Origin of the sequence: Pseudomonas sp. NY15437, from assembly GCF_048068435.1 — a bacterium.
Lineage (GTDB): Bacteria > Pseudomonadota > Gammaproteobacteria > Pseudomonadales > Pseudomonadaceae > Pseudomonas > Pseudomonas nitroreducens_B.
This window is the reverse complement of record NZ_JBLUQC010000001.1, coordinates 603,305-621,331: the sequence shown is the minus strand read 5'-3', so window position 1 is coordinate 621,331 and position 18,027 is coordinate 603,305. Positions and strand designations below refer to the sequence as shown.

The window sequence follows — 18,027 nt, the reverse complement described above, 5'->3', positions numbered from 1 at the left end:
GGAGCGAGCTTGCTCGCGAACCGCTTGGCACTGCCGTCTCCGGGAAATCCGTTCGCGAGCAAGCTCGCTCCTACAATGGCAATTACCGGTCACCGTGGAGCGGGGCGAGGACCTGGGCTTTATTCCTCCACCACCAACACCCCACCCTCCCCCATCTGCCTCTCCAGCTCCGCGCGCACCCGTGGCCGGGCGTTGCGCAGCACCAGGCGGCGACCTTCGCTGGCGAGGCGGCGGGCTTCCTGCTGGAGCATCTGGGCGCCGGCAAAATCGATGAAATTCACGTGGTGGGCGTCCAGCACCAGGCGTTCGCCCTGGCTGCGCTGCATCAGCTTCTGCAGGTAATCGCAGGCGCCGAAGAAGATCGAGCCCTCGATGCGCAGCACCTCCTCGTCTTCCCTCTGCCAGTGCTGCACGCGCGGCTGCGAGGTGCGCTTGAGGTAGAAGAACAGCGAGGCCAGCACGCCCGCGTAGATGGCGTTCTGCAGCGGCAACAGCAGGGTGGCGGCGAGGGTCAGCAGCATGACCAGGGACTCCGCGCGGCTGCCTGTCCACAGCGCGCGCAGGGCCGGGCGGTCGATCAGGTTCCAGCAGATCAGCAGGATGCCGGCGGCCATGGCCGGCAGCGGGATATGAGCGATCAGACCGGCAGCGGCCACCGCCAGCAACGCGACCCACAGCGCCGAGAACACCCCGGCCAGCGGCGTGCGCGCACCGGCCTCCTGGTTCAGCCCGGAGCGGGTGAACGAGCCGGCGGACAGCGTGCCGGACAGCCATGGCCCGAGCAGGTTCGACAAGCCCTGGGCGCGCACCTCCTGGTTGGCATCCAGCGGCTGGTGCGAGCGCGCGGCGAGGGCGCGGGCGATGGACAGGCTGGTGACCAGCCCGAGCATGCCGCAGGCGACGGCCGAGGGCAGCAAATGGGCGATGGCCGACAGATCGAACGACAGCGGGCTGAACGGCGGCAGCGCACTGCGGAACGCCGCGACCCTGGCGACACCGGCGAAGGTGGCCGGCAGCGCCCAGACCAGTGCGCTGGCGCCGAGCAGCCCGACGAGCAACGCCGGGCCGCCGCGCCACAGGCGCTTCACGATCAGGCTCAGTGCCAGGCTGAACAGCCCCACCAGCAGGGATGGTCCATGGAACTGCGGCAAGGTCCCCCAGAGCGCGGCGGCGCTGGTCAGCGCCGTGCCCTGCCCGCTCGCGGCGATGCCGAGCAGGTAGGGCAATTGACCGATCGCGATCACCAGCGCGGCGCCGCAGGTGAAGCCCAGCAGCACCGAGTGCGAAACGAAATTCACCAGCACGCCGAAGCGCAGCATGCCCAGCAGCCACTGGAACAGCCCGGCGAGAAAGGTCAGCAGCAGCGCGTACTGGATGAACGGCGCGCTGCCGGGCGGCGCCAGTGGGGCGATGGTGGTGAACAGCACCACCGAGATCGCCGCCGTCGGGCCGCCGACCATATGCCTGGACGAACCCCACAGGCAGGCGATCATGACCGGCAGCATCGCCGCGTAGAGCCCGTATTGCGCGGGGAGCCCCGCGATCAGCGCGTAGGCCATCGACTGCGGCAGGGCCAGCACCGCGCCGGAGAGGCCCACGCCGAGGTCGCGACGCAGGTCGCCCCGCGTAACCTGCGGCAGCCAGGCAAGGAACGGCAGCAGGCGGATCAGGCGCTCCATCGACGGATCACAGCGTCGCCTTCACGGCGGCCAGGGCATCGCCGCCGTCGCGGGCCTTCACGCCCTGCAGCCAGGTGTCGAGGCGCTGCGGGTTGGCCTTGATCCAGGCCTTCACCGCGTCGGCGGCCTTCACGTTCTGTTCCAGCACCTGGGCCATGATGGCGTTCTCCATCGCCAGGTCGAACGACAGGTTGGCCAGCAGCTTGCCGCTGTTGGGGCACTGCTGGGCATAGCCGTTGCGGGTCACGGTGAACACGCTGCCGGTGCTGCCGAAGTACTTCTCACCGCCGGTGAGGTACTTCATGTCGAGCTTCACGTTCATCGGGTGCGGCGTCCAGCCGAGGAACACCACCCAGCGCTGGCGCTTCACTGCGCGGCCGACCTCGGCGAGCATCGCCTGTTCGCTGGATTCCACCAGCTTCCAGTCACCCAGGCCGAACTCGTCGCCGCTGATCATCTTCTGGATCGACTGGTTGGCCGGCGCGCCGGAGCCGATGCCGTAGACCTTGCGGTTGAACTGCTCGGCGTGCCGGTCCAGGTCGGCGAAGGTCTTCACCCCGGCGTCCCATACGTAGGTTGGCACGGCCAGGGTGAACTCGGTGCCCTGGAGGTTCTTCGCCAGCTGGGTGACCTGCTGGCTGGCGATGAACTGATCGTAAAAGCCTTGCTGCGCCGGCATCCAGTTGCCCAGGAAGGCGTCCACCTGGCCGTCGCGCAGGCCGCCGTAGGTGATGGGCACCGACAGGGTGTCGATCTTCACCTGGTAGCCCAGGCCCTCGAGGAGGACGGCGGCGATGCCGTTGGTGACGGCGATGTCGGTCCAGCCCGGGTCGGCCAGCTTCACCGTACGGCAGGCTTCGTCCTCGGCGCGGGCCAGCGGGCCGCCCAGCGCGAGTGCGCCGGCCAGCAACAGCGTTGATGCGGTTCGTACGGTGGTCTTCATGCTCCCATCCCCTTCGGCTTGTGGTTGTTATTTCGGTTGCGGATAGCGGGCGCGGCGCTCCAGATCGTCGAGGTCGATGTGGTTGCGCATGTACTGCTGGCTGGCGTCGACCAGGGGTTGGTGGTCCCAGCTGCGGCGCGTGCCGCGGTTCAACGCGTCGGCCACCAGTCGGCGGCGGCGCTGGCTGGCCAGCACTTGCCGGGTGATGGCCGGAATGTCCCAGCGCGCGCGGGCTTCGCCCAGCAGGTCGCGGACCAGGTTGGCGTGGGCCGGCGAATCCATGAGGTCCTGCAGCTCGCGCGGGTCGTTGGCCAGATCGAAGAGCAGGCACGGGTCCTGCTCGGAGTAGATGAACTTGAAGTCGCCGCGGCGGATCATCATCAGCGGGCTGACGGTGCCCTCGGCGGTGTATTCGCCGATCACCTCGTCATGGCCGCCGGTGCCTTGCAGGTGCGGCAGCAGCGAGCGGCCGTCCAGGGGCAGGCCGGGTTCGATGGTGCCGCCGGCCAGCTCGACGAGGGTGGGCAGCAGGTCCACGGTGGACACCGACTGGCTGACGCGGTGCGCGGCGAAGCGCTGGGGCGCGTGCACCAGCAGCGGCACGCGGGCGGCCATCTCGAACCAGTGCATCTTGTACCAGAGGCCACGCTCGCCCAGCATGTCGCCGTGGTCGCCGGAGAACACGATCAGCGTGTCTTCACTCAGGCCGCAATCCTCCAGGGTGCGCAGCAGCGCGCCGATCTGCGCATCCACATAGCTACACGCGCCGAAGTAGGCGCGGCGGGCGGCGCGGACCTTGTCCTCGGGCATCTCCTGGCCCCACAGATCGATCACCTTGAGCAGGCGCTGCGAGTGCGGATCCTGCTCGTGCTGGGCGATCTGCACCGTGGGCAGCGGGATGTCCTCGTCGCGGTACAGGTCCCAGTACTCGCGGGGGATGGTGTAGGGGTCGTGCGGGTGGGTCATGGACACGGTGAGGCAGAACGGCTGCTCGGGGTGTTCGCGCACGTGGTCGTAGAGGTATTGGCGCGCCTTGAACACCACCTCCTCGTCGAAGTCGAGCTGGTTGGTGCGCACGCACGGGCCGGCCTGCAGCACCGAGGACATGTTGTGGTACCAGCTCGGGCGCACGTCCGGCGCGTCCCAGTTCACTGCCCAGCCGTAGTCGGCGGGGTAGATGTCGCTGGTCAGGCGTTCCTCGTAGCCGTGCAGCTGGTCCGGGCCGCAGAAGTGCATCTTGCCCGACAGCGCGGTGCGGTAGCCCAGGCGGCGCAGGTAGTGCGCGTAGGTGGGGATGTCGGCGGCAAAGTCTGCGGCGTTGTCCCAGGCGCCGATCTTCGTCGGCAGCTGGCCGCTGACCAGGGTGAAGCGCGAGGGCGCGCAGAGCGGGCTGTTGCAGTAGGCCGAGTCGAACACCACGCCTTCGCCGGCAAGGCGTGCGAGGTGGGGCAGCTTGATCGGCGACTGCTCGTCGTAGAAGGGCAGGAGCGGCGCGGCCATCTGGTCGGCCATGATGAAGAGGATGTTCGGGCGCTGGCGCTTCATGGCGGTGGGCTTATCCTGTTGGCGCTGTTATGGGATGCTGTACGGCATGAGTCTGTGGGCTGGTGGATATGGGGTGAAGTGCATGGCGCAGCATGCTTCGGATAACACTGGCTTATGTGAGAAAGTGCCGTGAGCGTGCCGCTGGAACTGTTGCGCGTGTTCGAGTCCGCCGCCCGGCTGCTCAGCTTCACCGCCGCCGCCGGCGAGCTGGGCACCACCCAGCCGGCGGTCAGCCAGCAGATCAAGCGCCTGGAGAAGCTTCTCGCCGTGCGCCTGTTCGACCGCATCCACCGCGGCATCGCCCTCACCGAGAGCGGGCAGGTGCTGCAGCAGCACGTCCAGGCGGGGCTGGAGAGCATCGACGCGGGCATCGCCGCGGTCACCGCGAAGCATCCCCATGAGGTCCTGCAGGTCGCCACCGATTTCGCCTTCGCCGCGTACTGGTTGATGCCGCGCCTGCCGCGCTTTCGCCAGGCGCACCCGGAGCTGGACGTCGGCCTGATCAGCAGCGACCGCAGCCCGATTGCCCTGCGCAGCGATATCGACGTCGCCATCGCCTTCGGCGACGGGCGCTTCAAGCATGGCGAGGCGCTGCGCCTGTTCAGCGAGGGGGTCTTCCCGGTGTGCAGCCCGCGCCTGCTGGAAGGCCGCGAGCTGCCGCTGTCGCCCCAGGCGCTCACCGAGCTGCCGTTGCTGCACCTGAAACCCGAGGCGTCCAGCCGCTGGTTCGACTGGAGCGGCGTGTACCGCGCGCTGGGTATCAATGGCGCGCCGGCGCCCGCGGGGCTGCGCTTCGACAACTACACCCTGCTGGTGCAGGCGGCCATCGCCGGGCAGGGCGTGGCCATTGGCTGGCGGCACCTGGTCGACGAATTGCTGGAACAGGGGTTACTGTGCCGACCCATCGCCGGATCGCTGGAGTCGCGTTTCGGCTATTACGCCGTGCTGCCCGAGCGCAAACGGCGCATGCGCCTGGTCCAGCGGTTCGTCGACTGGTTGCAGGCGGAACTGGAGCAGGACCCATGAGCGAGATTCAGGACTTCCACGCGCACGTCTATTTCGATGCGAGCACGATCGAGCGAGCCCGAGCCCTGTGCGAGGAGGCGGCGCGTCGCTTTGGCGCGAAGATGGGCCGCGTCCACGAACGGCCGGTCGGCCCGCACCCGGACTGGAGCTGCCAGCTGGCCTTCGACAACGCCACCTTCGCCACCCTGGTGCCCTGGCTGGCGCTCAACCGCGACGGCCTGGTGATCTTCGTCCACCCCAACACCGGCAACGACCTGCGCGACCATCGCGACTACGCCCTGTGGATGGGAGACGTGCGGCCGCTGGACCTCTCGCAGTTCACGAGCTGACACTTTTTTGCATTCGATAATAATTCTCGATTCGTTGTATGCTGCCCACCCTTCGCATCGGCCTGACAGACGTTGGCCGGTTATCCAGGGTATTTCGGCCATCATGCGGCGCTTCGCCTCCTCCTCCCTGCTGCAGAGCTTCCAGGCGCATTACGCGGACCTGATGCGCTTTCTCGCCCGCAGGCTGGGCGACCAGCAGCGCGCCGCCGACGTGGCCCAGGACACCTGGCTGCGCCTGGCCGACCACCCCGCCGAGGCCGAGGTGCAGGACCCGCGCGCCTACCTGTTCCGCGTCGCCGGCAACATCGCCATCGATAACCTGCGCCGCGAGGGGCGGCTGGCCGAGCTGCACGTGGACGAAACTGCCGCCAACGACCTGAGCGACCCCGCGGCCGGGCTGGAGCACCGCCTGCTCGCCCATGAGGCGCTGGAACATCTGGACGCTGCCCTCGACCAGTTGCCGACGAACGCCCGCGAGGCGCTGCTGATGAACCGTCTCGACGGCCTCACCCACGCGCAGATCGCCCGGCGCCTGGGGGTGTCCGAGAGCATGGTGGGCAAGTACATCGTCCAGGCCATGCGCCATTGCCGCGACTGGGCGCAGCGCCAGGAGGGCGCGCCATGAGCCGGGTGCAATCGCGCCTGGCCGACGAGGCCATCGAGCGCCTGGCACAGTTGCATTCGGGGCGTGCCGGGGCTGCCGAGCGCCTGGATTTCCTGCGCTGGCGCGGGCAGAGCGCGGACCACGAACAGGCCGCCCGCGAGGCCGAGGCCCTGTGGGGCGCCTTGCCGGAAACCCGCCACGCCCAGCGCTATCGTCAACGCGCGCGGCGTCCTCGCCGTGTCCTGGCCATGGCGGCCGCTGCGTGTGTGGCGGCTATCGCGCTGACCCTATCCCTGCCCCAGCCGCTGGCCGGGCTGTTTGCCGATTACGCCACCGCGACCGGCGAGCGACGGATGCTGGAGCTGCCCGATGGCAGCCGCGTCTGGCTGAACAGCGGCAGCGCGCTGTCGGTGGACTTCAGCCCGCAGCAGCGGCGCTTGCGCCTGCAGGGTGGCGAGGCGTTGTTCGAGGTGGCCAAGGATGCCGCGCGGCCATTCATCGTCGAGGCGAAAGGCGGCGAAGTGCGCGCTGTGGGCACGCGCTTCGATGTGGACAGCCGTGGGCCGCAGGTGCGCGTGGACGTGAGCGAAGGCGTGGTGCAGGTGAACAATGCCGGCAGCGCGCCGGTGCGGCTGTCCGCGGGCGAGCGCCTGAGCTACCGCGACAGCGCAGCCCCCGATCCGGTGCAGCCGCTGGACCTGTCCAGTGCCAGCGCCTGGCAGCGCGGCAAGCTGATCTTCAACCAGCGCCCGCTGGCTGAGGTGCTCGACGAGCTGGAGCGCTACGTGCCGGGGCGCATCGTGCTCACCGACGGCGCGTTGCGCCAGCACAAGGTCAGCGGCGTGTTCGACCTGCAGGACCCCGGCGCGCTGCTCAAGACCCTGGAGCGGTTGCAGCCGGTGCGGGTGACTCACCTGCCCTGGCTGGTGCTGATCCGCCCAGTGCCCAAAGCCTGACTCTTTTCTTTTCGTCGGATGGCGTGGAGCGAAGCGATACCCATCAATAGCCGTGCCCGATCAGCATGGGTATCGCTCCGCTCCACCCATCCTACGGTCCTGGAAAGCTCGGCGCCCCGTGTAGGAGCGGGCCATGCCCGCGATCGCGCGCATGGCGCGCTCCTACAGGTTGATTGCTCTGCCATGGCTGTTCGCGAGCACGCTCGCTCCTACAGGTAGGGAAACCGCAGAGCGGGCCGTCTCGCAAGAAAATGAAAATTTTTTGCAGTCGGCGCTGCAAGGTTTGCCTGGCCGTTTCGTCGTAGGCAGGAACGCGAAGAATTCTCAATACGCGACCCTGCCCCCCACGAGAACGGATTTCACCCGCATGCCTTACCGTCCTTCCCCGCTGCACCGTGCGCTGTTGCTGGCCTCCCTGCTCGGCGCCGCCGCTCCCCTGGCCCACGCGGCCGGCTCCGCCGCTGTCGAGCTGCACATCGCTCCGCGCAGCCTGGACAGCGCGCTGACCCAGTTCGCCGACCAGGCCGGGCTGCACCTGCTGTTCAACTCCGAGGACATCCAGGGCCTGCAGAGCGAAGGGCTGGACGGCACCTACACCACCGAGGAAGCGCTCAACCAGTTGCTCTCCGGCAGCGGCGTGAGCTGGCGCTTCACCGACGAGCGCACCGTGCTGCTCCAGCGCGAGCAGGACGATTCCGCCGCCCTCAGCCTGGCGCCGATGCAGATCAGCGTCGCGGCGCGCACGCCCACCGAGATCAGCTCGATCCCCGGCACCGTGTGGGTCGTCGAGCAGACCCAGCTGCGCGAACAGCTGGACACCGGCGTCAGCCTCAAGGAGGCCGTGGGCAAGCTGGTCCCCGGCCTCGACTTGGCACCCGAAGGCCGCACCAACTATGGCCAGAACATGCGCGGGCGCAATGTGCTGGTGATGATCGACGGCGTCAGCCAGAACAGCTCGCGGGGCCTGTCGCGCCAGTTCGACAGCATCTCGCCGTTCAACGTCGAGCGCATCGAAGTGCTCTCCGGCGCCAGCGCCATCTACGGCGGCGGCGCCACGGGCGGGATCATCAACATCATCACCAAGAAGGGCGCGGCCGGCGACACCCGTTTCGAGACGCAGCTGGGCGCCAGCAGCGGCTTCAACAACAGCGACGACCTGTCGACCCGCGCCGCGCAGTCCATCAGCGGCGGCAACGACCGCGTGGTCGGCCGCCTGGGCGTCTCGGCGGAGAAGAACGAGGCCTTCTACGACGGCGCCGGCAACCAGATCTTCATCGACAACACCCAGACCGACCTGCAGTACAACCGCACCGTCGACGTGATGGGCAACCTCACCGCCCAGTTCACCGACGAGCAGAGCCTCGACCTGCTGGCGCAGTACTACGACTCGGGCAACGACGGCAGCACCGGCATCTACTTTCCCAACCTGAAGTACCAGGCGCCGTCGGACCTGGAAGACGCACAGATCCGCAGCGGCATGGACACCGACCTCGAGCCGCGCACCCGCCGCGTGCTGCTCAACGCCAACTACCACCACAGCAACCTGCTGGAGCAGGACTTCTACCTGCAGGCGTACTACCGCAAGGAAGACGACAACTTCTACCCCTTCCCCTACTACAACACCGGCAAGCCCACCGGCTCGAAGGGCGTGTACTTCGCCGCCTCGCAGCAGAACTTCGAAGTCAGCGGCCTGAAGGGCCTGTTCAGCAAGCAGTGGGATTCGCTCAAGTTCACCTACGGCGTGGACTTCGACCATGAGCGCTTCAACGCCGAGCAGAAGGTCTTCGACCAGCGCCTGTCTTCCGAGAGCGGCGGCCTGGACCTGGAGACCGCCAGCAGCGCGCCGCGCTACCCCAGCTACACCGTCGACGGCCTGTCGGTGTATGGCCAGCTGGACTGGAAGGTCACCGACCACCTGACCCTCTCCGGCGGCGCGCGCCACCAGAAGATGGACGTCGAGGTGGACGACTTCAAAGGCGTGCCCGGCGGCAACAACGACTACCAGGTCAACCTGTTCAACCTCGGCGCGATCTACGACTTCAAGAACGGCCACCAGGTCTGGACCAACTACAGCGAAGGCTTCGACCTGCCCGACCCGGCCAAGTACTACGGCAAGGCCGGCCTGTCGGTGGACGACAACCCGCTGGCCGGCATCAAGAGCCGCCAGGTCGAGACCGGCTGGCGCTACAGCGACCTGCAGTGGCAGGCCCAGGCGGCGGTCTATTACATCTGGTCGGACAAGATCATCACCACCGACCAGGCGACCCTGACCATCGACGTGCAGGACCAGAAGAGCCGCGATTTCGGCTTCGAGGGCGCGGTCACCCGCTACTTCGAGAACGGCTGGCAGGGCGGCACCACGCTGCACCTGGTGCGCTCGGAAGAGGAGGACGCCGATGGCGACTGGATCAAGCGCGATGCCCGCTATGCATCGCTGTCCAAGTCCACCGCATTCGTCGGCTGGGGCGATGGCCAACGCAGTGCCCGCCTGCAGGCCCAGCACGCCTTCAACCTGAAGGACGATGCGGACCACGAGATCGACGGCTACACCACCTTCGACCTGATGAGTGAGCAGAAGACCGGTTTCGGCACCTTCAGCGCCGGTATCCAGAACCTGCTGGACAAGCAGTACAGCACCGTCTGGGGCCAGCGCGCCGCGCTGTTCTATTCGCCCACCTACGGACCGGCCTATCTGTACGACTACCAGGGCCGCGGTCGCACCTTCACCCTGGGCTGGAGCCTGGAATACTGAGCGCGCGAAGGCGCAGGTCCGCTATCCGAAAAAACTCAGGCCACCTTTCCGGTGGCCTGATCCAGGGTTTCCACGATGCCGCCGCTCAGGCTTCGACAGTGGCATAACAGCACCTCGCCGAGCAGTTGCGAGGAGGGCGTGGCGAAGTAATCCAGCAGCGCCTCCTCGTTCTTCCAACTGCCCTGCAGCAGCCACGGCTGGCCGGTATCCCGGGCCACCAGCTGGCAGCGCAGGCAGCCCGGCGCGCGGCGGGCGCCATCGACCAGGTGGTCGATCAGGGCGCCCAGTTCCGCCTCGTGCCCTTGCCGGGGGTGGATCTGCAATTCGTGTTCGATGGGTTGCCAGTGCATGTCCTGTCCTCCGCATTACGCCGAAGTTGTCCGAGGTGGCTCCTCGGACGACTGACAGGAAGATTACGGCCCGGCCAGGGCGCTGCGTTATCCGGATGCTGTCGCCTTCTTGCCTGATCCTGCCGGGCATTCGCCAAGCCCCAAAAGCGGGCGTTCCCGGGCCCTGCACTGCCACGGTGCGCGAGCCGATGGCAGGATGGCTTGTCCATTCCTGCCGATTGCTTGCCTGATCCTCCAGCGGCTGCCTTACTGTCACACTTGCCGCCGCGCCGTGGGCGTAAGCTTCGTGCGCCGCCACTGGAGGTCCTGTGCATGTCCCAGTCCGTTCCCGCCTTTGATCCCATTGCCGCCGGCCGCCAGGAGCTGGCCGACATCATCCAGCGTCACTGCCAGGGTGAGGGGGTCTTCGAAACCGCCATCGATTCGCTGCTGGTCGCGCGCAACGACAGCCCCAGCGAAGGCCGCATGCCGACGCTCTACCGCCCGGCCCTGTGCGTGATCGCCCAGGGCTGCAAGGAGGTGCGCCTGGGCAGCGAGGTCTATCGCTACGACGAACTCAACCTGCTGGTGGTGTCGGTGACGCTGCCGGTGTCCGGCCAGGTGATCGAGGCCTCGCCGGACAAACCCTACCTGTCCATCCGCCTGGACATCGACCCCGGCGAGCTGACCCGGCTGATCGCCGAGGCGGGCCTTGCCGGCAGTGCGCCGCGTCCGGCCAGCCGCGGCATCTACCTGCAGCGCGTGGATTGCACCGTGCTCGACGCGCTGCTGCGGCTGATGCGCCTGCTGGATACGCCGCGCGACATCGAGATGCTGGCGCCGCTGTTCGTCCGCGAAATCCTATACCGCCTGCTGCGCGGTCCGCAGGGCCACCTGCTGCATGACCTGGCGATGACCGACAGCCAGACCCACCGCGTCACCCGTGCCATCGAGTGGCTCAACCGCAACTACGACAAGTCCCTGCGCATCGAGGACCTGGCCCGCGAGGTGAACCTCAGCGTGTCCACCCTGCACCACCGCTTCAAGGAAGTGACCGCCCTGAGCCCGCTGCAATACCAGAAGCAGCTGCGCCTGCAGGAAGCGCGGCGGCTGATGCTGTCGGAAGGGCTGGAAGTAGCGGTGGCCGGGCACCGCGTCGGTTACGAAAGCCCGTCGCAGTTCAGCCGCGAGTACAGCCGCCTGTTCGGCGCGCCGCCGCTGCGCGACCTGGCGAGCCTGCGCGGGGCGCTGGGCAGCGAGGCGGTGCCGGCGTAACGCCTGCACCAGCCGTCCGGTTCCTCTGCCGTGCGGTTCGCGAGCAAGCTCGCTCCTACGAAGAGCCGAGCAAACGCCCAGCCTGTAGGAGCGAGCTTGCTCGCGAACCCATTTACGCCAGGGCTCAGCCCGTAGGATGGGTGGAGCTTGCGATACCCATGCTGTGCCTGAACCGGGATTGATGGGTATCGCTGCGCTCCACGCTATCCTGCGAAGGCATGAGCCGCGTACTCAGCGCTCGTAAAGCTCCAGCGGCAGGTCATCCGGGTCGGCGAAGAAGGTGAAGCGCTTGCCGGTCAGCTCATCCTCGCGGATCGGCTCGCAAGCCACGCCGTGGCTCTGCAGGTGCGCCACGGCGCTTTCCAGGTCGTCCACGGCAAAGGCCAGGTGGCGCAGCCCCTGCGCCTCCGGATAGGACGGCCGCGCCGGCGCGCCGGGGAAGGAGAACAGCTCCAGCCGCGCATCGCCCAGCTCCAGGTCGAGTTTCCAGGAGTCGCGGGCGGTGCGGTAGGTCTCGGCAACCACCTTCAGGCCCAGCACCTGGGTGTAGAAATGCTTGGAGCGCGGATAGTCCGAGCAGATCAGGGCGACGTGATGAAGGCTGTGCAGCAGGGCCATGGCGAAGGCTTCCCGGGCGGATGGAACGCTCTATCCTGACAGCCGCGCCCGATCGGTCAATGCTGGCGCCGTGAAGTCCGTCGTCAGCGGCGCTGGAGTGATGGCAGGGCGCCTGCTAGCATCCCGCCGGCCACCCCACATCACGGTCGACAGGACGTCCCCCGTACGGCCGCACTTGAAAGGACTCAACATGAAGAAGACCGCCCTGGCCATCGCCATTCCCGTTGCCGTCGTCGGCGCCGCCGCTGCCGGCGCCTGGTACACCGGCACCCGCGTCGAGCAGGAAGTGAACCGCGGCATCGCCGAAGCCAACCAGCTGTTCCAGGAAGAGGCCCCCGGCCTGGGCGCCTACCTGACGCTGGTGGACATCCAGCGCGGCCTGTTCTCCAGCACCGCGCGCTACAACCTGACCTTCACCGGCAAGGAAGGCGACGAGCCGCAGACCCTGGTATTCACCGACCGCCTGGAGCACGGCCCCTTCCCCGCCTCGCGCCTGGCGGCCGGCAAACTGGCGCCGGTCATGGCGCAGAGCCATTTCGCCCTGGAGCAGAACGAACTCACCGCCCCGCTGTTCGCCGCGGCCGGGGGCAAGGCGCCGCTGTCGGGCGAGCTGACCATCCACTACGACCAGAAGCAGGAAGGCAGCGTCGAAACTGCCGCCTTCGCATTCGCCCAGGACAGCGACAAGCTGCGCCTGTCGCCGATCACCCTGGCCTTCAGCGTCTCCGGCGACAAGAAGAACGTGAGCGCGGTGGGCAAGCTCGCCGAAGTCGACCTGGACTTCACCGACCCCAGCACTGGCCAGGCGGCCAAGGTGCAGCTGCGTGACCTGGGCATGCAGGGCGACAAGAAGGAAAACGCCAACGGCTTCGCCCTCGGCCCCAGCTCCGCCACCATCAAGAGCCTGAACATCCAGTCGCCGGGCGCGCCGGCGGTGGAGCTGCGCGAGGCCGTGGTCGAGGAAGTGCTCAAGCAGGGCGGCAAGGGCCTGGACCAGAGCGTCTCCTACCGCGTCGGCAAGGTCGTGGTGCAGGGCCAGGAAGTCGGCGGCATGAAGCTCGACCTGAGCCTGCGCAACCTCGACGAAGGCGTGCTCAAGACCTTCAAGGAGTCCTACAACAAGATGGCCCTGGACAGCCTGGAAAGCGCCGAGCTGACCCCGGCCCAGGAAGAGGAGCTGAAGAAGCTCGGCCTGGCGCTGCTGGAGGGCTCGCCGGTGCTGTCGCTGGACGAGCTGTCGCTGCAGACCAGCCATGGCGTGGCCAAGGCTTCCCTGTCGGTGGACCTGCGCAAGCCCAACGCCGCGGCAGCCACCCCCGACGAGATGGCGCGCAGCGTGCTGGCCGCGCTGAAGGCCGACCTGAAAGTGGACAAGGCGGTGATCGGCGACATCGTCGCCCTGCAGGGCACGCTGGGCGACGAGGCGGCCGGCAGCGCAGACCCGGTGGCGCTCAAGCAGCAGTCCGATGCCATGACCGACCTGTTCAGCGGCATGGCCCTGCAGTCCGAATGGGCCGTGCTTGACGGCAACTCGCTGTCCAGCTCGCTGGCCTACGCCAATGACCAGGTGAAGTTCAACGGCAAGGACATGAGCGTGCCGGAATTCATGGCATTTGCCATGGGCTCCGCACAGGGCCTGGGCCTGGGCGGCGGCGCCGAAGGCGAAGAAGCGCCGCAGGAAGAGAGCGTGGAATAACCCGCACCTGAAACGAAAAGGCCCGGCATTCGCCGGGCTTTTTTCTGGGGCTGACCTTGTAGGAGCGAGCTTGCTCGCCAACCCGCCCCGTATCGAAGCCGCCGGCGAGATCTGTTCGCGAGCAAGCTCGCTCCTACAGGAAAGCCCGGCTGCACGCAGCGAACCATGCGTTTCGGTGCGTAAAAACGAAAAACCCGGCATTGGCCGGGTTTTCGGTTTTTCGTAGGAGCGAGCTTGCTCGCGAACCGCCGTGCTTCGGGGCTCCCTGTAGGAGCGGGCCATGCCCACGATCGTGCGCATGGCGCGCTCCTACAGTGAGTCCGTGCGCGGGATGGCGTGGAGCCGATGGCAATCCTCAGCGAGCGTTCCGCACACCCTCGGCCAGCTGACGGCACAGCCCGAGCACGCTCTGCACCGCGTCGGCGGAGCTGGTCGCCTCGGCGATCTTGTCGATCAGCGCCGAGCCCACCACCACGCCGTCCGCCAGGCGGGCGACGCTCGCCGCGTGTTCCGGAGTACGGATGCCGAAGCCGATGGAAACCGGCAGGTCGGTGTGGCGACGCAGGCGCGCCACGGCCTGCTCGACGTGCTCCAGGGTCGCCGCGCCGGCGCCGGTCACGCCGGCTACCGAGACGTAGTAGACGAAGCCCGAGCTGCCTTCGAGCACGGTCGGCAGGCGCTGGTCGTCGGTGGTCGGAGTGGTCAGGCGGATGAAGTCGATGCCCGCGGCCTGGGCCGGGTGGCACAGGTCTTCGTTGTGCTCGGGCGGCAGGTCCACCACGATCAGGCCATCGACCCCGGCCTCTTTCGCGTCGGCGATGAACTTGTCCACGCCGTAATAGTGGATCGGGTTGAAGTAACCCATCAGCACCAGCGGGGTGGTGGTGTTGCCGGCGCGGAATTCGCGGACCATCTTCAGGGTCTTGGCCAGGTTCTGGCCGTTGCCCAGGGCGCGGATGTTGGCCAGCTGGATCGCCGGGCCGTCGGCCATCGGGTCGGTGAACGGCATGCCCAGCTCGATCACGTCGGCGCCGGCCTCGGGCAGGCCCTTGAGGATGTCCAGCGAGGTCGAGTAGCCCGGGTCGCCGGCGGTGATGAAGGTCACCAGGGCGGCGCGGTTCTGCTCCTTGAGTTCGGCGAAGCGGGTCTGCAGGCGGCTCATGCTTGCGGCTCCTGTTGCATGTGGTGCATGACGGTCTGCATGTCCTTGTCGCCACGACCGGACAGGTTCACCACCATGATGTGGTCCTTGGGCAGGTTCGGCGCGCGCTTGAAGACTTCGGCCAGCGCGTGGGAGGACTCCAGCGCGGGGATGATGCCTTCCAGCCGGCAGCACTGGTGGAAGGCCTGCAGCGCCTCGTGGTCGGTGATCGAGGTGTACTCGACGCGGCCGATGTCGTGCAGCCACGCGTGTTCCGGGCCGATGCCGGGGTAGTCCAGGCCGGCGGAGATGGAGTGCGCGTCGATGATCTGGCCGTCCTCGTCCTGCAGTAGGAAGGTGCGGTTGCCGTGCAGCACGCCCGGCACGCCGCCGTTCAGGCTGGCCGCGTGCTTGCCGGTCTCGATCCCGTGGCCGGCGGCTTCGACGCCGATGATCTTGACGCTCTTGTCATCTAGGAACGGGTGGAACAGGCCCATGGCATTGGAGCCGCCGCCGATGCAGGCGACCAGGGAATCTGGCAGGCGCCCTTCCTTCTCGGCCAGCTGCTCGCGGGTTTCCTTGCCGATCACCGCCTGGAAGTCGCGGACCATCGCCGGATACGGGTGCGGGCCGGCCACGGTGCCGATCAGGTAGAAGGTGCTGTCGACGTTGGTCACCCAGTCGCGCAGCGCTTCGTTCATCGCGTCCTTCAGGGTGCCGGTGCCGGCAGTGACCGGGATCACCTCGGCGCCGAGGAGCTTCATGCGGAACACGTTGGCCTGCTGGCGATCGATGTCGGTGGTGCCCATGTAGATCACGCATTGCAGGCCGAAGCGCGCGGCGACGGTGGCGGTGGCCACGCCGTGCATGCCGGCGCCGGTCTCGGCGATGATGCGCTGCTTGCCCATGCGCTTGGCGAGCAGGATCTGGCCGATGCAGTTGTTGATCTTGTGCGCGCCGGTGTGGTTCAGCTCTTCGCGCTTCAAGTAGATCTTCGCGCCGCCGCAGTGCTCGGTCAGGCGCTCGGCGAAGTACAGCGGGCTCGGGCGGCCGACGTAGTCGCGCTGGAAGTAGGCCAGTTCCTGCTGGAATGCCGGATCGTCCTTGGCCTTCTCGTACTCGCGGGCCAGGTCGTGGATCAGCGGCATCAGGGTTTCGGCGACGTACTGGCCGCCGAAGCTGCCGAACAGGCCCTTGGCGTCTGGACCGGTGCGCAGTGTGGACATGGGATCACTCCTGGTTGGAACCTGTCTCTTGCCGAGACATTGTGCCTGGGCTCCCCTCTCCCCAGCCCTCTCCCTGAAGAGAGAGGGAGCCGTCTGTGCCGGCTGATACCAAGGGTTCATCCTGCGCCAAACGGTCCCATCTCCCGCTTGCGGGAGAGGGTTAGGGAGAGGGGCTCTGATCGGTGTAGGAGCGGGCGGTGGCCACGCGAACCTACGTAAGTGGCGTTCAGGATACGGCTGTGGGACGACGCAGAAAAGCGATAAGATCGCCGCAACCTGTCAGGAAAACTCACGGATTGATCGCCATGAGCCGAGACCTTCCGCCGCTCAACGCCCTGCGCGCCTTCGAGGCCGCCGCCCGTCTGCGCGGTGTAAGCGCGGCGGCTGATGAGCTGAGCGTCACCCACGGAGCGATCAGCCGGCAGATCCGCGTGCTGGAAGAGGAGTTGGGCGTCGCCCTGTTCGTCAAGGAGGGGCGCGGCGTAAAACTCACCGATGCCGGCGTCCGCCTGAGCGAGGTGGCCAGCGAATCCTTCGAGCGCCTGCGTGGCGTCTGCGCCGAACTGCGGCGCCAGGCCGGCGGCGATGCACCGTTCGTGCTCGGCTGCCCTGGCAGCCTGCTGGCGCGCTGGTTCATCCCTCGGCTGGACCGCCTGAACCGCGACCTGCCGGACCTGCGCCTGCAACTGTCCGCCAGCGACGGCGACCTCGACCCGCGGCGTGGCGGCCTCGACGCAACCCTGTGTTTCGCCGCGCCGCCCTGGCCGGCGGACATGCGCGTGCTGGAGCTGGCGGTGGAACGCATCGGCCCCGTGCTCAGCCCGCGTTCGGCACGCTTCGAGCAGTTGCGCGCGGCACCGGCGTCGGCGCTGCTGGGCGAGCCCCTACTGCACACCGTGTCGCGGCCGCAGGCCTGGCCCGAGTGGGCCGCGCGCCACGCCCTGGACCCGGCGCGGCTGACGCTCGGCCAGGGTTTCGAGCACCTCTACTACCTGCTGGAGGCCGCCGTGGCCGGCCTGGGCGTGGCCATCGCGCCGCAGCAGCTGGTGGCCGACGACCTCGCCGCCGGCCGCCTTGCCGCGCCCTGGGGCTTCGTCGAAACTCCCGCCCGGCTGACGCTGTGGGTGCCCGAGCGCCGCGCCGACCCGCGCGCCGAGCGCCTGGCGCACTGGCTGCAGGCCGAGCTGAAAGGCCCGCGTAAAGTCTGAACCTGGCCGTTTGCCGTCGGTCCACCCCTCTACTACTGTCCATTGAGCGCGCTGGCATTCTGCCTGTGCGCCGCCAGACCCCAGGAGAGCGGCTATGTCCAATCACCACACCTACAAGAAGATCGAGCTGGTCGGCTCCTCGCGCACCAGCATCGAGGATGCGATCAACAACGCCCTGGCCGAAGCGGCCAAGAGCATCGACTTCCTGGAATGGTTCGAGGTGGTGGACACCCGCGGGCATATCGAGAACGGCGCGGTGGGGCACTACCAGGTGACCATCAAGGTCGGCTTCCGTATCGCCAACAGCTAGGTCGTCCGGCGGCTCGAACCTGTAGGTCGCGTTCGTTTTGTCACGCGCTCCTGCCATGCTGGCGAGCGCGTGTCCGTGCGTACCGGGGTAGCCCGGTTTTTCGGCCCGTTGTGGCCATTTTCCGTGAACAACGAGGGAGCGTTACCGATGAAGAAGTTCCTGATCGCTATGGGGGTCTTCGCCCTGGCTGGCAACGTCCTTGCCGCCGGCAAGCCGTGCGAAGAGCTGAAATCGGAGATCGAGGCGAAGATCAAGGCCAAGGGCGTCGCCTCGTTCAGCCTGGATGTCGTCGACAAGGGCAGCGCGGGCGGCAAGCAAGTCGTCGGCACCTGCGAAGGCGGCAGCAAGGAAATCGTCTATTCGAAGTGATGCCCGGCGAACCCCGGCAGG

General features: G+C 67.7%; 17 protein-coding genes. 10 read left to right on the top strand and 7 right to left on the bottom strand.

Features of this window, described 5'->3' with window-relative positions:
* Positions 1-119: 119 nt before the first annotated feature.
* Genes ACNFIA_RS02925 through betC form a run of 3 tightly spaced genes read right to left on the bottom strand, consistent with a single transcriptional unit; the run spans position 120 to position 4,167 of the window.
* Positions 120-1,679: a SulP family inorganic anion transporter gene (locus ACNFIA_RS02925; protein ID WP_416782805.1), complete on the bottom strand. Its 1,560-nt coding sequence runs from the start codon at positions 1,677-1,679 to the stop codon at positions 120-122.
* Positions 1,680-1,686: 7 nt separating this feature from the next.
* Entirely contained in the window at positions 1,687-2,622 is a 936-nt protein-coding gene (locus tag ACNFIA_RS02920) for a choline ABC transporter substrate-binding protein (protein ID WP_416782804.1), read from the bottom strand.
* 27 nt (positions 2,623-2,649) lie between these two features.
* Positions 2,650-4,167 carry a choline-sulfatase gene (gene betC / locus ACNFIA_RS02915; RefSeq protein ID WP_416782803.1) on the bottom strand — a complete coding sequence of 506 codons (1,518 nt, stop codon included), beginning with the start codon at positions 4,165-4,167 and terminating at the stop codon, positions 2,650-2,652.
* A 129-nt stretch (positions 4,168-4,296) separates the two neighbouring features.
* On the opposite strand from betC, the gene ACNFIA_RS02910 reads away from it, so the two are divergent.
* The 5 genes from ACNFIA_RS02910 to ACNFIA_RS02890 all read left to right on the top strand — a co-directional run bounded on the left by ACNFIA_RS02910 (position 4,297) and on the right by ACNFIA_RS02890 (position 9,834).
* A complete protein-coding gene (locus ACNFIA_RS02910; RefSeq protein ID WP_416782802.1) occupies positions 4,297-5,193 on the top strand; it encodes a choline sulfate utilization transcriptional regulator in 897 nt (298 codons plus the stop codon).
* Entirely contained in the window at positions 5,190-5,522 is a 333-nt protein-coding gene (locus ACNFIA_RS02905) for a DOPA 4,5-dioxygenase family protein (RefSeq protein WP_416782801.1), read from the top strand. Before ACNFIA_RS02910 ends, ACNFIA_RS02905 begins: the two co-directional genes overlap by 4 nt.
* Positions 5,523-5,625: 103 nt before the next feature.
* Positions 5,626-6,147 carry a sigma-70 family RNA polymerase sigma factor gene (locus tag ACNFIA_RS02900; RefSeq protein WP_416782800.1) on the top strand — a complete coding sequence of 174 codons (522 nt, stop codon included), beginning with the start codon at positions 5,626-5,628 and terminating at the stop codon, positions 6,145-6,147.
* Entirely contained in the window at positions 6,144-7,082 is a 939-nt protein-coding gene (locus ACNFIA_RS02895; protein ID WP_416782799.1) for a FecR family protein, read from the top strand. The genes ACNFIA_RS02900 and ACNFIA_RS02895 overlap by 4 nt, the downstream gene beginning before the upstream one ends.
* Positions 7,083-7,449: 367 nt before the next feature.
* Complete coding sequence (locus tag ACNFIA_RS02890) at positions 7,450-9,834, top strand: TonB-dependent receptor (RefSeq protein WP_416782798.1); 2,385 nt, start codon at positions 7,450-7,452, stop codon at positions 9,832-9,834.
* Positions 9,835-9,869: 35 nt separating this feature from the next.
* Here ACNFIA_RS02890 and ACNFIA_RS02885 read toward each other — a convergent pair whose 3' ends face one another.
* Entirely contained in the window at positions 9,870-10,184 is a 315-nt protein-coding gene (locus tag ACNFIA_RS02885; RefSeq protein ID WP_416782797.1) for a putative quinol monooxygenase, read from the bottom strand.
* 312 nt (positions 10,185-10,496) lie between these two features.
* On the opposite strand from ACNFIA_RS02885, the gene ACNFIA_RS02880 reads away from it, so the two are divergent.
* Positions 10,497-11,438, top strand: coding sequence for an AraC family transcriptional regulator (locus ACNFIA_RS02880; protein ID WP_017518899.1), 942 nt, complete (start codon positions 10,497-10,499; stop codon positions 11,436-11,438).
* Positions 11,439-11,669: 231 nt separating this feature from the next.
* Here ACNFIA_RS02880 and ACNFIA_RS02875 read toward each other — a convergent pair whose 3' ends face one another.
* The gene (locus ACNFIA_RS02875; protein WP_259758335.1) at positions 11,670-12,056 is read right to left on the bottom strand and encodes a VOC family protein; all 387 of its coding nucleotides are present in this window, start codon (positions 12,054-12,056) and stop codon (positions 11,670-11,672) included.
* A 190-nt stretch (positions 12,057-12,246) separates the two neighbouring features.
* On the opposite strand from ACNFIA_RS02875, the gene ACNFIA_RS02870 reads away from it, so the two are divergent.
* Entirely contained in the window at positions 12,247-13,752 is a 1,506-nt protein-coding gene (locus tag ACNFIA_RS02870; RefSeq protein WP_416782796.1) for a YdgA family protein, read from the top strand.
* A 355-nt stretch (positions 13,753-14,107) separates the two neighbouring features.
* Here the strand turns inward: ACNFIA_RS02870 and trpA are convergent, their stop codons facing one another.
* Complete coding sequence (trpA, locus tag ACNFIA_RS02865; protein WP_416782795.1) at positions 14,108-14,914, bottom strand: tryptophan synthase subunit alpha; 807 nt, start codon at positions 14,912-14,914, stop codon at positions 14,108-14,110.
* Positions 14,911-16,119 carry a tryptophan synthase subunit beta gene (gene trpB, locus ACNFIA_RS02860; RefSeq protein ID WP_259758339.1) on the bottom strand — a complete coding sequence of 403 codons (1,209 nt, stop codon included), beginning with the start codon at positions 16,117-16,119 and terminating at the stop codon, positions 14,911-14,913. The genes trpA and trpB overlap by 4 nt, the downstream gene beginning before the upstream one ends.
* Positions 16,120-16,424: 305 nt before the next feature.
* Between trpB and ACNFIA_RS02855 the strand changes: the two genes are divergently transcribed.
* The 3 genes from ACNFIA_RS02855 to ACNFIA_RS02845 all read left to right on the top strand — a co-directional run bounded on the left by ACNFIA_RS02855 (position 16,425) and on the right by ACNFIA_RS02845 (position 18,006).
* The gene (locus ACNFIA_RS02855) at positions 16,425-17,327 is read left to right on the top strand and encodes a LysR family transcriptional regulator (protein ID WP_416782794.1); all 903 of its coding nucleotides are present in this window, start codon (positions 16,425-16,427) and stop codon (positions 17,325-17,327) included.
* 94 nt (positions 17,328-17,421) lie between these two features.
* Complete coding sequence (locus ACNFIA_RS02850; RefSeq protein WP_017518905.1) at positions 17,422-17,637, top strand: dodecin; 216 nt, start codon at positions 17,422-17,424, stop codon at positions 17,635-17,637.
* Between the two features lie 147 nt (positions 17,638-17,784).
* Positions 17,785-18,006, top strand: coding sequence for a DUF1161 domain-containing protein (locus ACNFIA_RS02845; protein WP_259758341.1), 222 nt, complete (start codon positions 17,785-17,787; stop codon positions 18,004-18,006).
* Positions 18,007-18,027: the final 21 nt, after the last annotated feature.

What these genes read in the sequence shown, in the direction of transcription:
- ACNFIA_RS02925 (WP_416782805.1), bottom strand. Translation starts at nt 1,679, where the DNA reads ATGGAGCGCCTGATCCGCCTGCTGCCGTTCCTTGCCTGGCTGCCGCAG.
- ACNFIA_RS02920 (WP_416782804.1), bottom strand. Translation starts at nt 2,622, where the DNA reads ATGAAGACCACCGTACGAACCGCATCAACGCTGTTGCTGGCCGGCGCA.
- betC (WP_416782803.1), bottom strand. Translation starts at nt 4,167, where the DNA reads ATGAAGCGCCAGCGCCCGAACATCCTCTTCATCATGGCCGACCAGATG.
- ACNFIA_RS02905 (WP_416782801.1), top strand. Translation starts at nt 5,190, where the DNA reads ATGAGCGAGATTCAGGACTTCCACGCGCACGTCTATTTCGATGCGAGC.
- ACNFIA_RS02900 (WP_416782800.1), top strand. Translation starts at nt 5,626, where the DNA reads ATGCGGCGCTTCGCCTCCTCCTCCCTGCTGCAGAGCTTCCAGGCGCAT.
- ACNFIA_RS02895 (WP_416782799.1), top strand. Translation starts at nt 6,144, where the DNA reads ATGAGCCGGGTGCAATCGCGCCTGGCCGACGAGGCCATCGAGCGCCTG.
- ACNFIA_RS02890 (WP_416782798.1), top strand. Translation starts at nt 7,450, where the DNA reads ATGCCTTACCGTCCTTCCCCGCTGCACCGTGCGCTGTTGCTGGCCTCC.
- ACNFIA_RS02885 (WP_416782797.1), bottom strand. Translation starts at nt 10,184, where the DNA reads ATGCACTGGCAACCCATCGAACACGAATTGCAGATCCACCCCCGGCAA.
- ACNFIA_RS02880 (WP_017518899.1), top strand. Translation starts at nt 10,497, where the DNA reads ATGTCCCAGTCCGTTCCCGCCTTTGATCCCATTGCCGCCGGCCGCCAG.
- ACNFIA_RS02875 (WP_259758335.1), bottom strand. Translation starts at nt 12,056, where the DNA reads ATGGCCCTGCTGCACAGCCTTCATCACGTCGCCCTGATCTGCTCGGAC.
- ACNFIA_RS02870 (WP_416782796.1), top strand. Translation starts at nt 12,247, where the DNA reads ATGAAGAAGACCGCCCTGGCCATCGCCATTCCCGTTGCCGTCGTCGGC.
- trpA (WP_416782795.1), bottom strand. Translation starts at nt 14,914, where the DNA reads ATGAGCCGCCTGCAGACCCGCTTCGCCGAACTCAAGGAGCAGAACCGC.
- trpB (WP_259758339.1), bottom strand. Translation starts at nt 16,119, where the DNA reads ATGTCCACACTGCGCACCGGTCCAGACGCCAAGGGCCTGTTCGGCAGC.
- ACNFIA_RS02855 (WP_416782794.1), top strand. Translation starts at nt 16,425, where the DNA reads ATGAGCCGAGACCTTCCGCCGCTCAACGCCCTGCGCGCCTTCGAGGCC.
- ACNFIA_RS02850 (WP_017518905.1), top strand. Translation starts at nt 17,422, where the DNA reads ATGTCCAATCACCACACCTACAAGAAGATCGAGCTGGTCGGCTCCTCG.
- ACNFIA_RS02845 (WP_259758341.1), top strand. Translation starts at nt 17,785, where the DNA reads ATGAAGAAGTTCCTGATCGCTATGGGGGTCTTCGCCCTGGCTGGCAAC.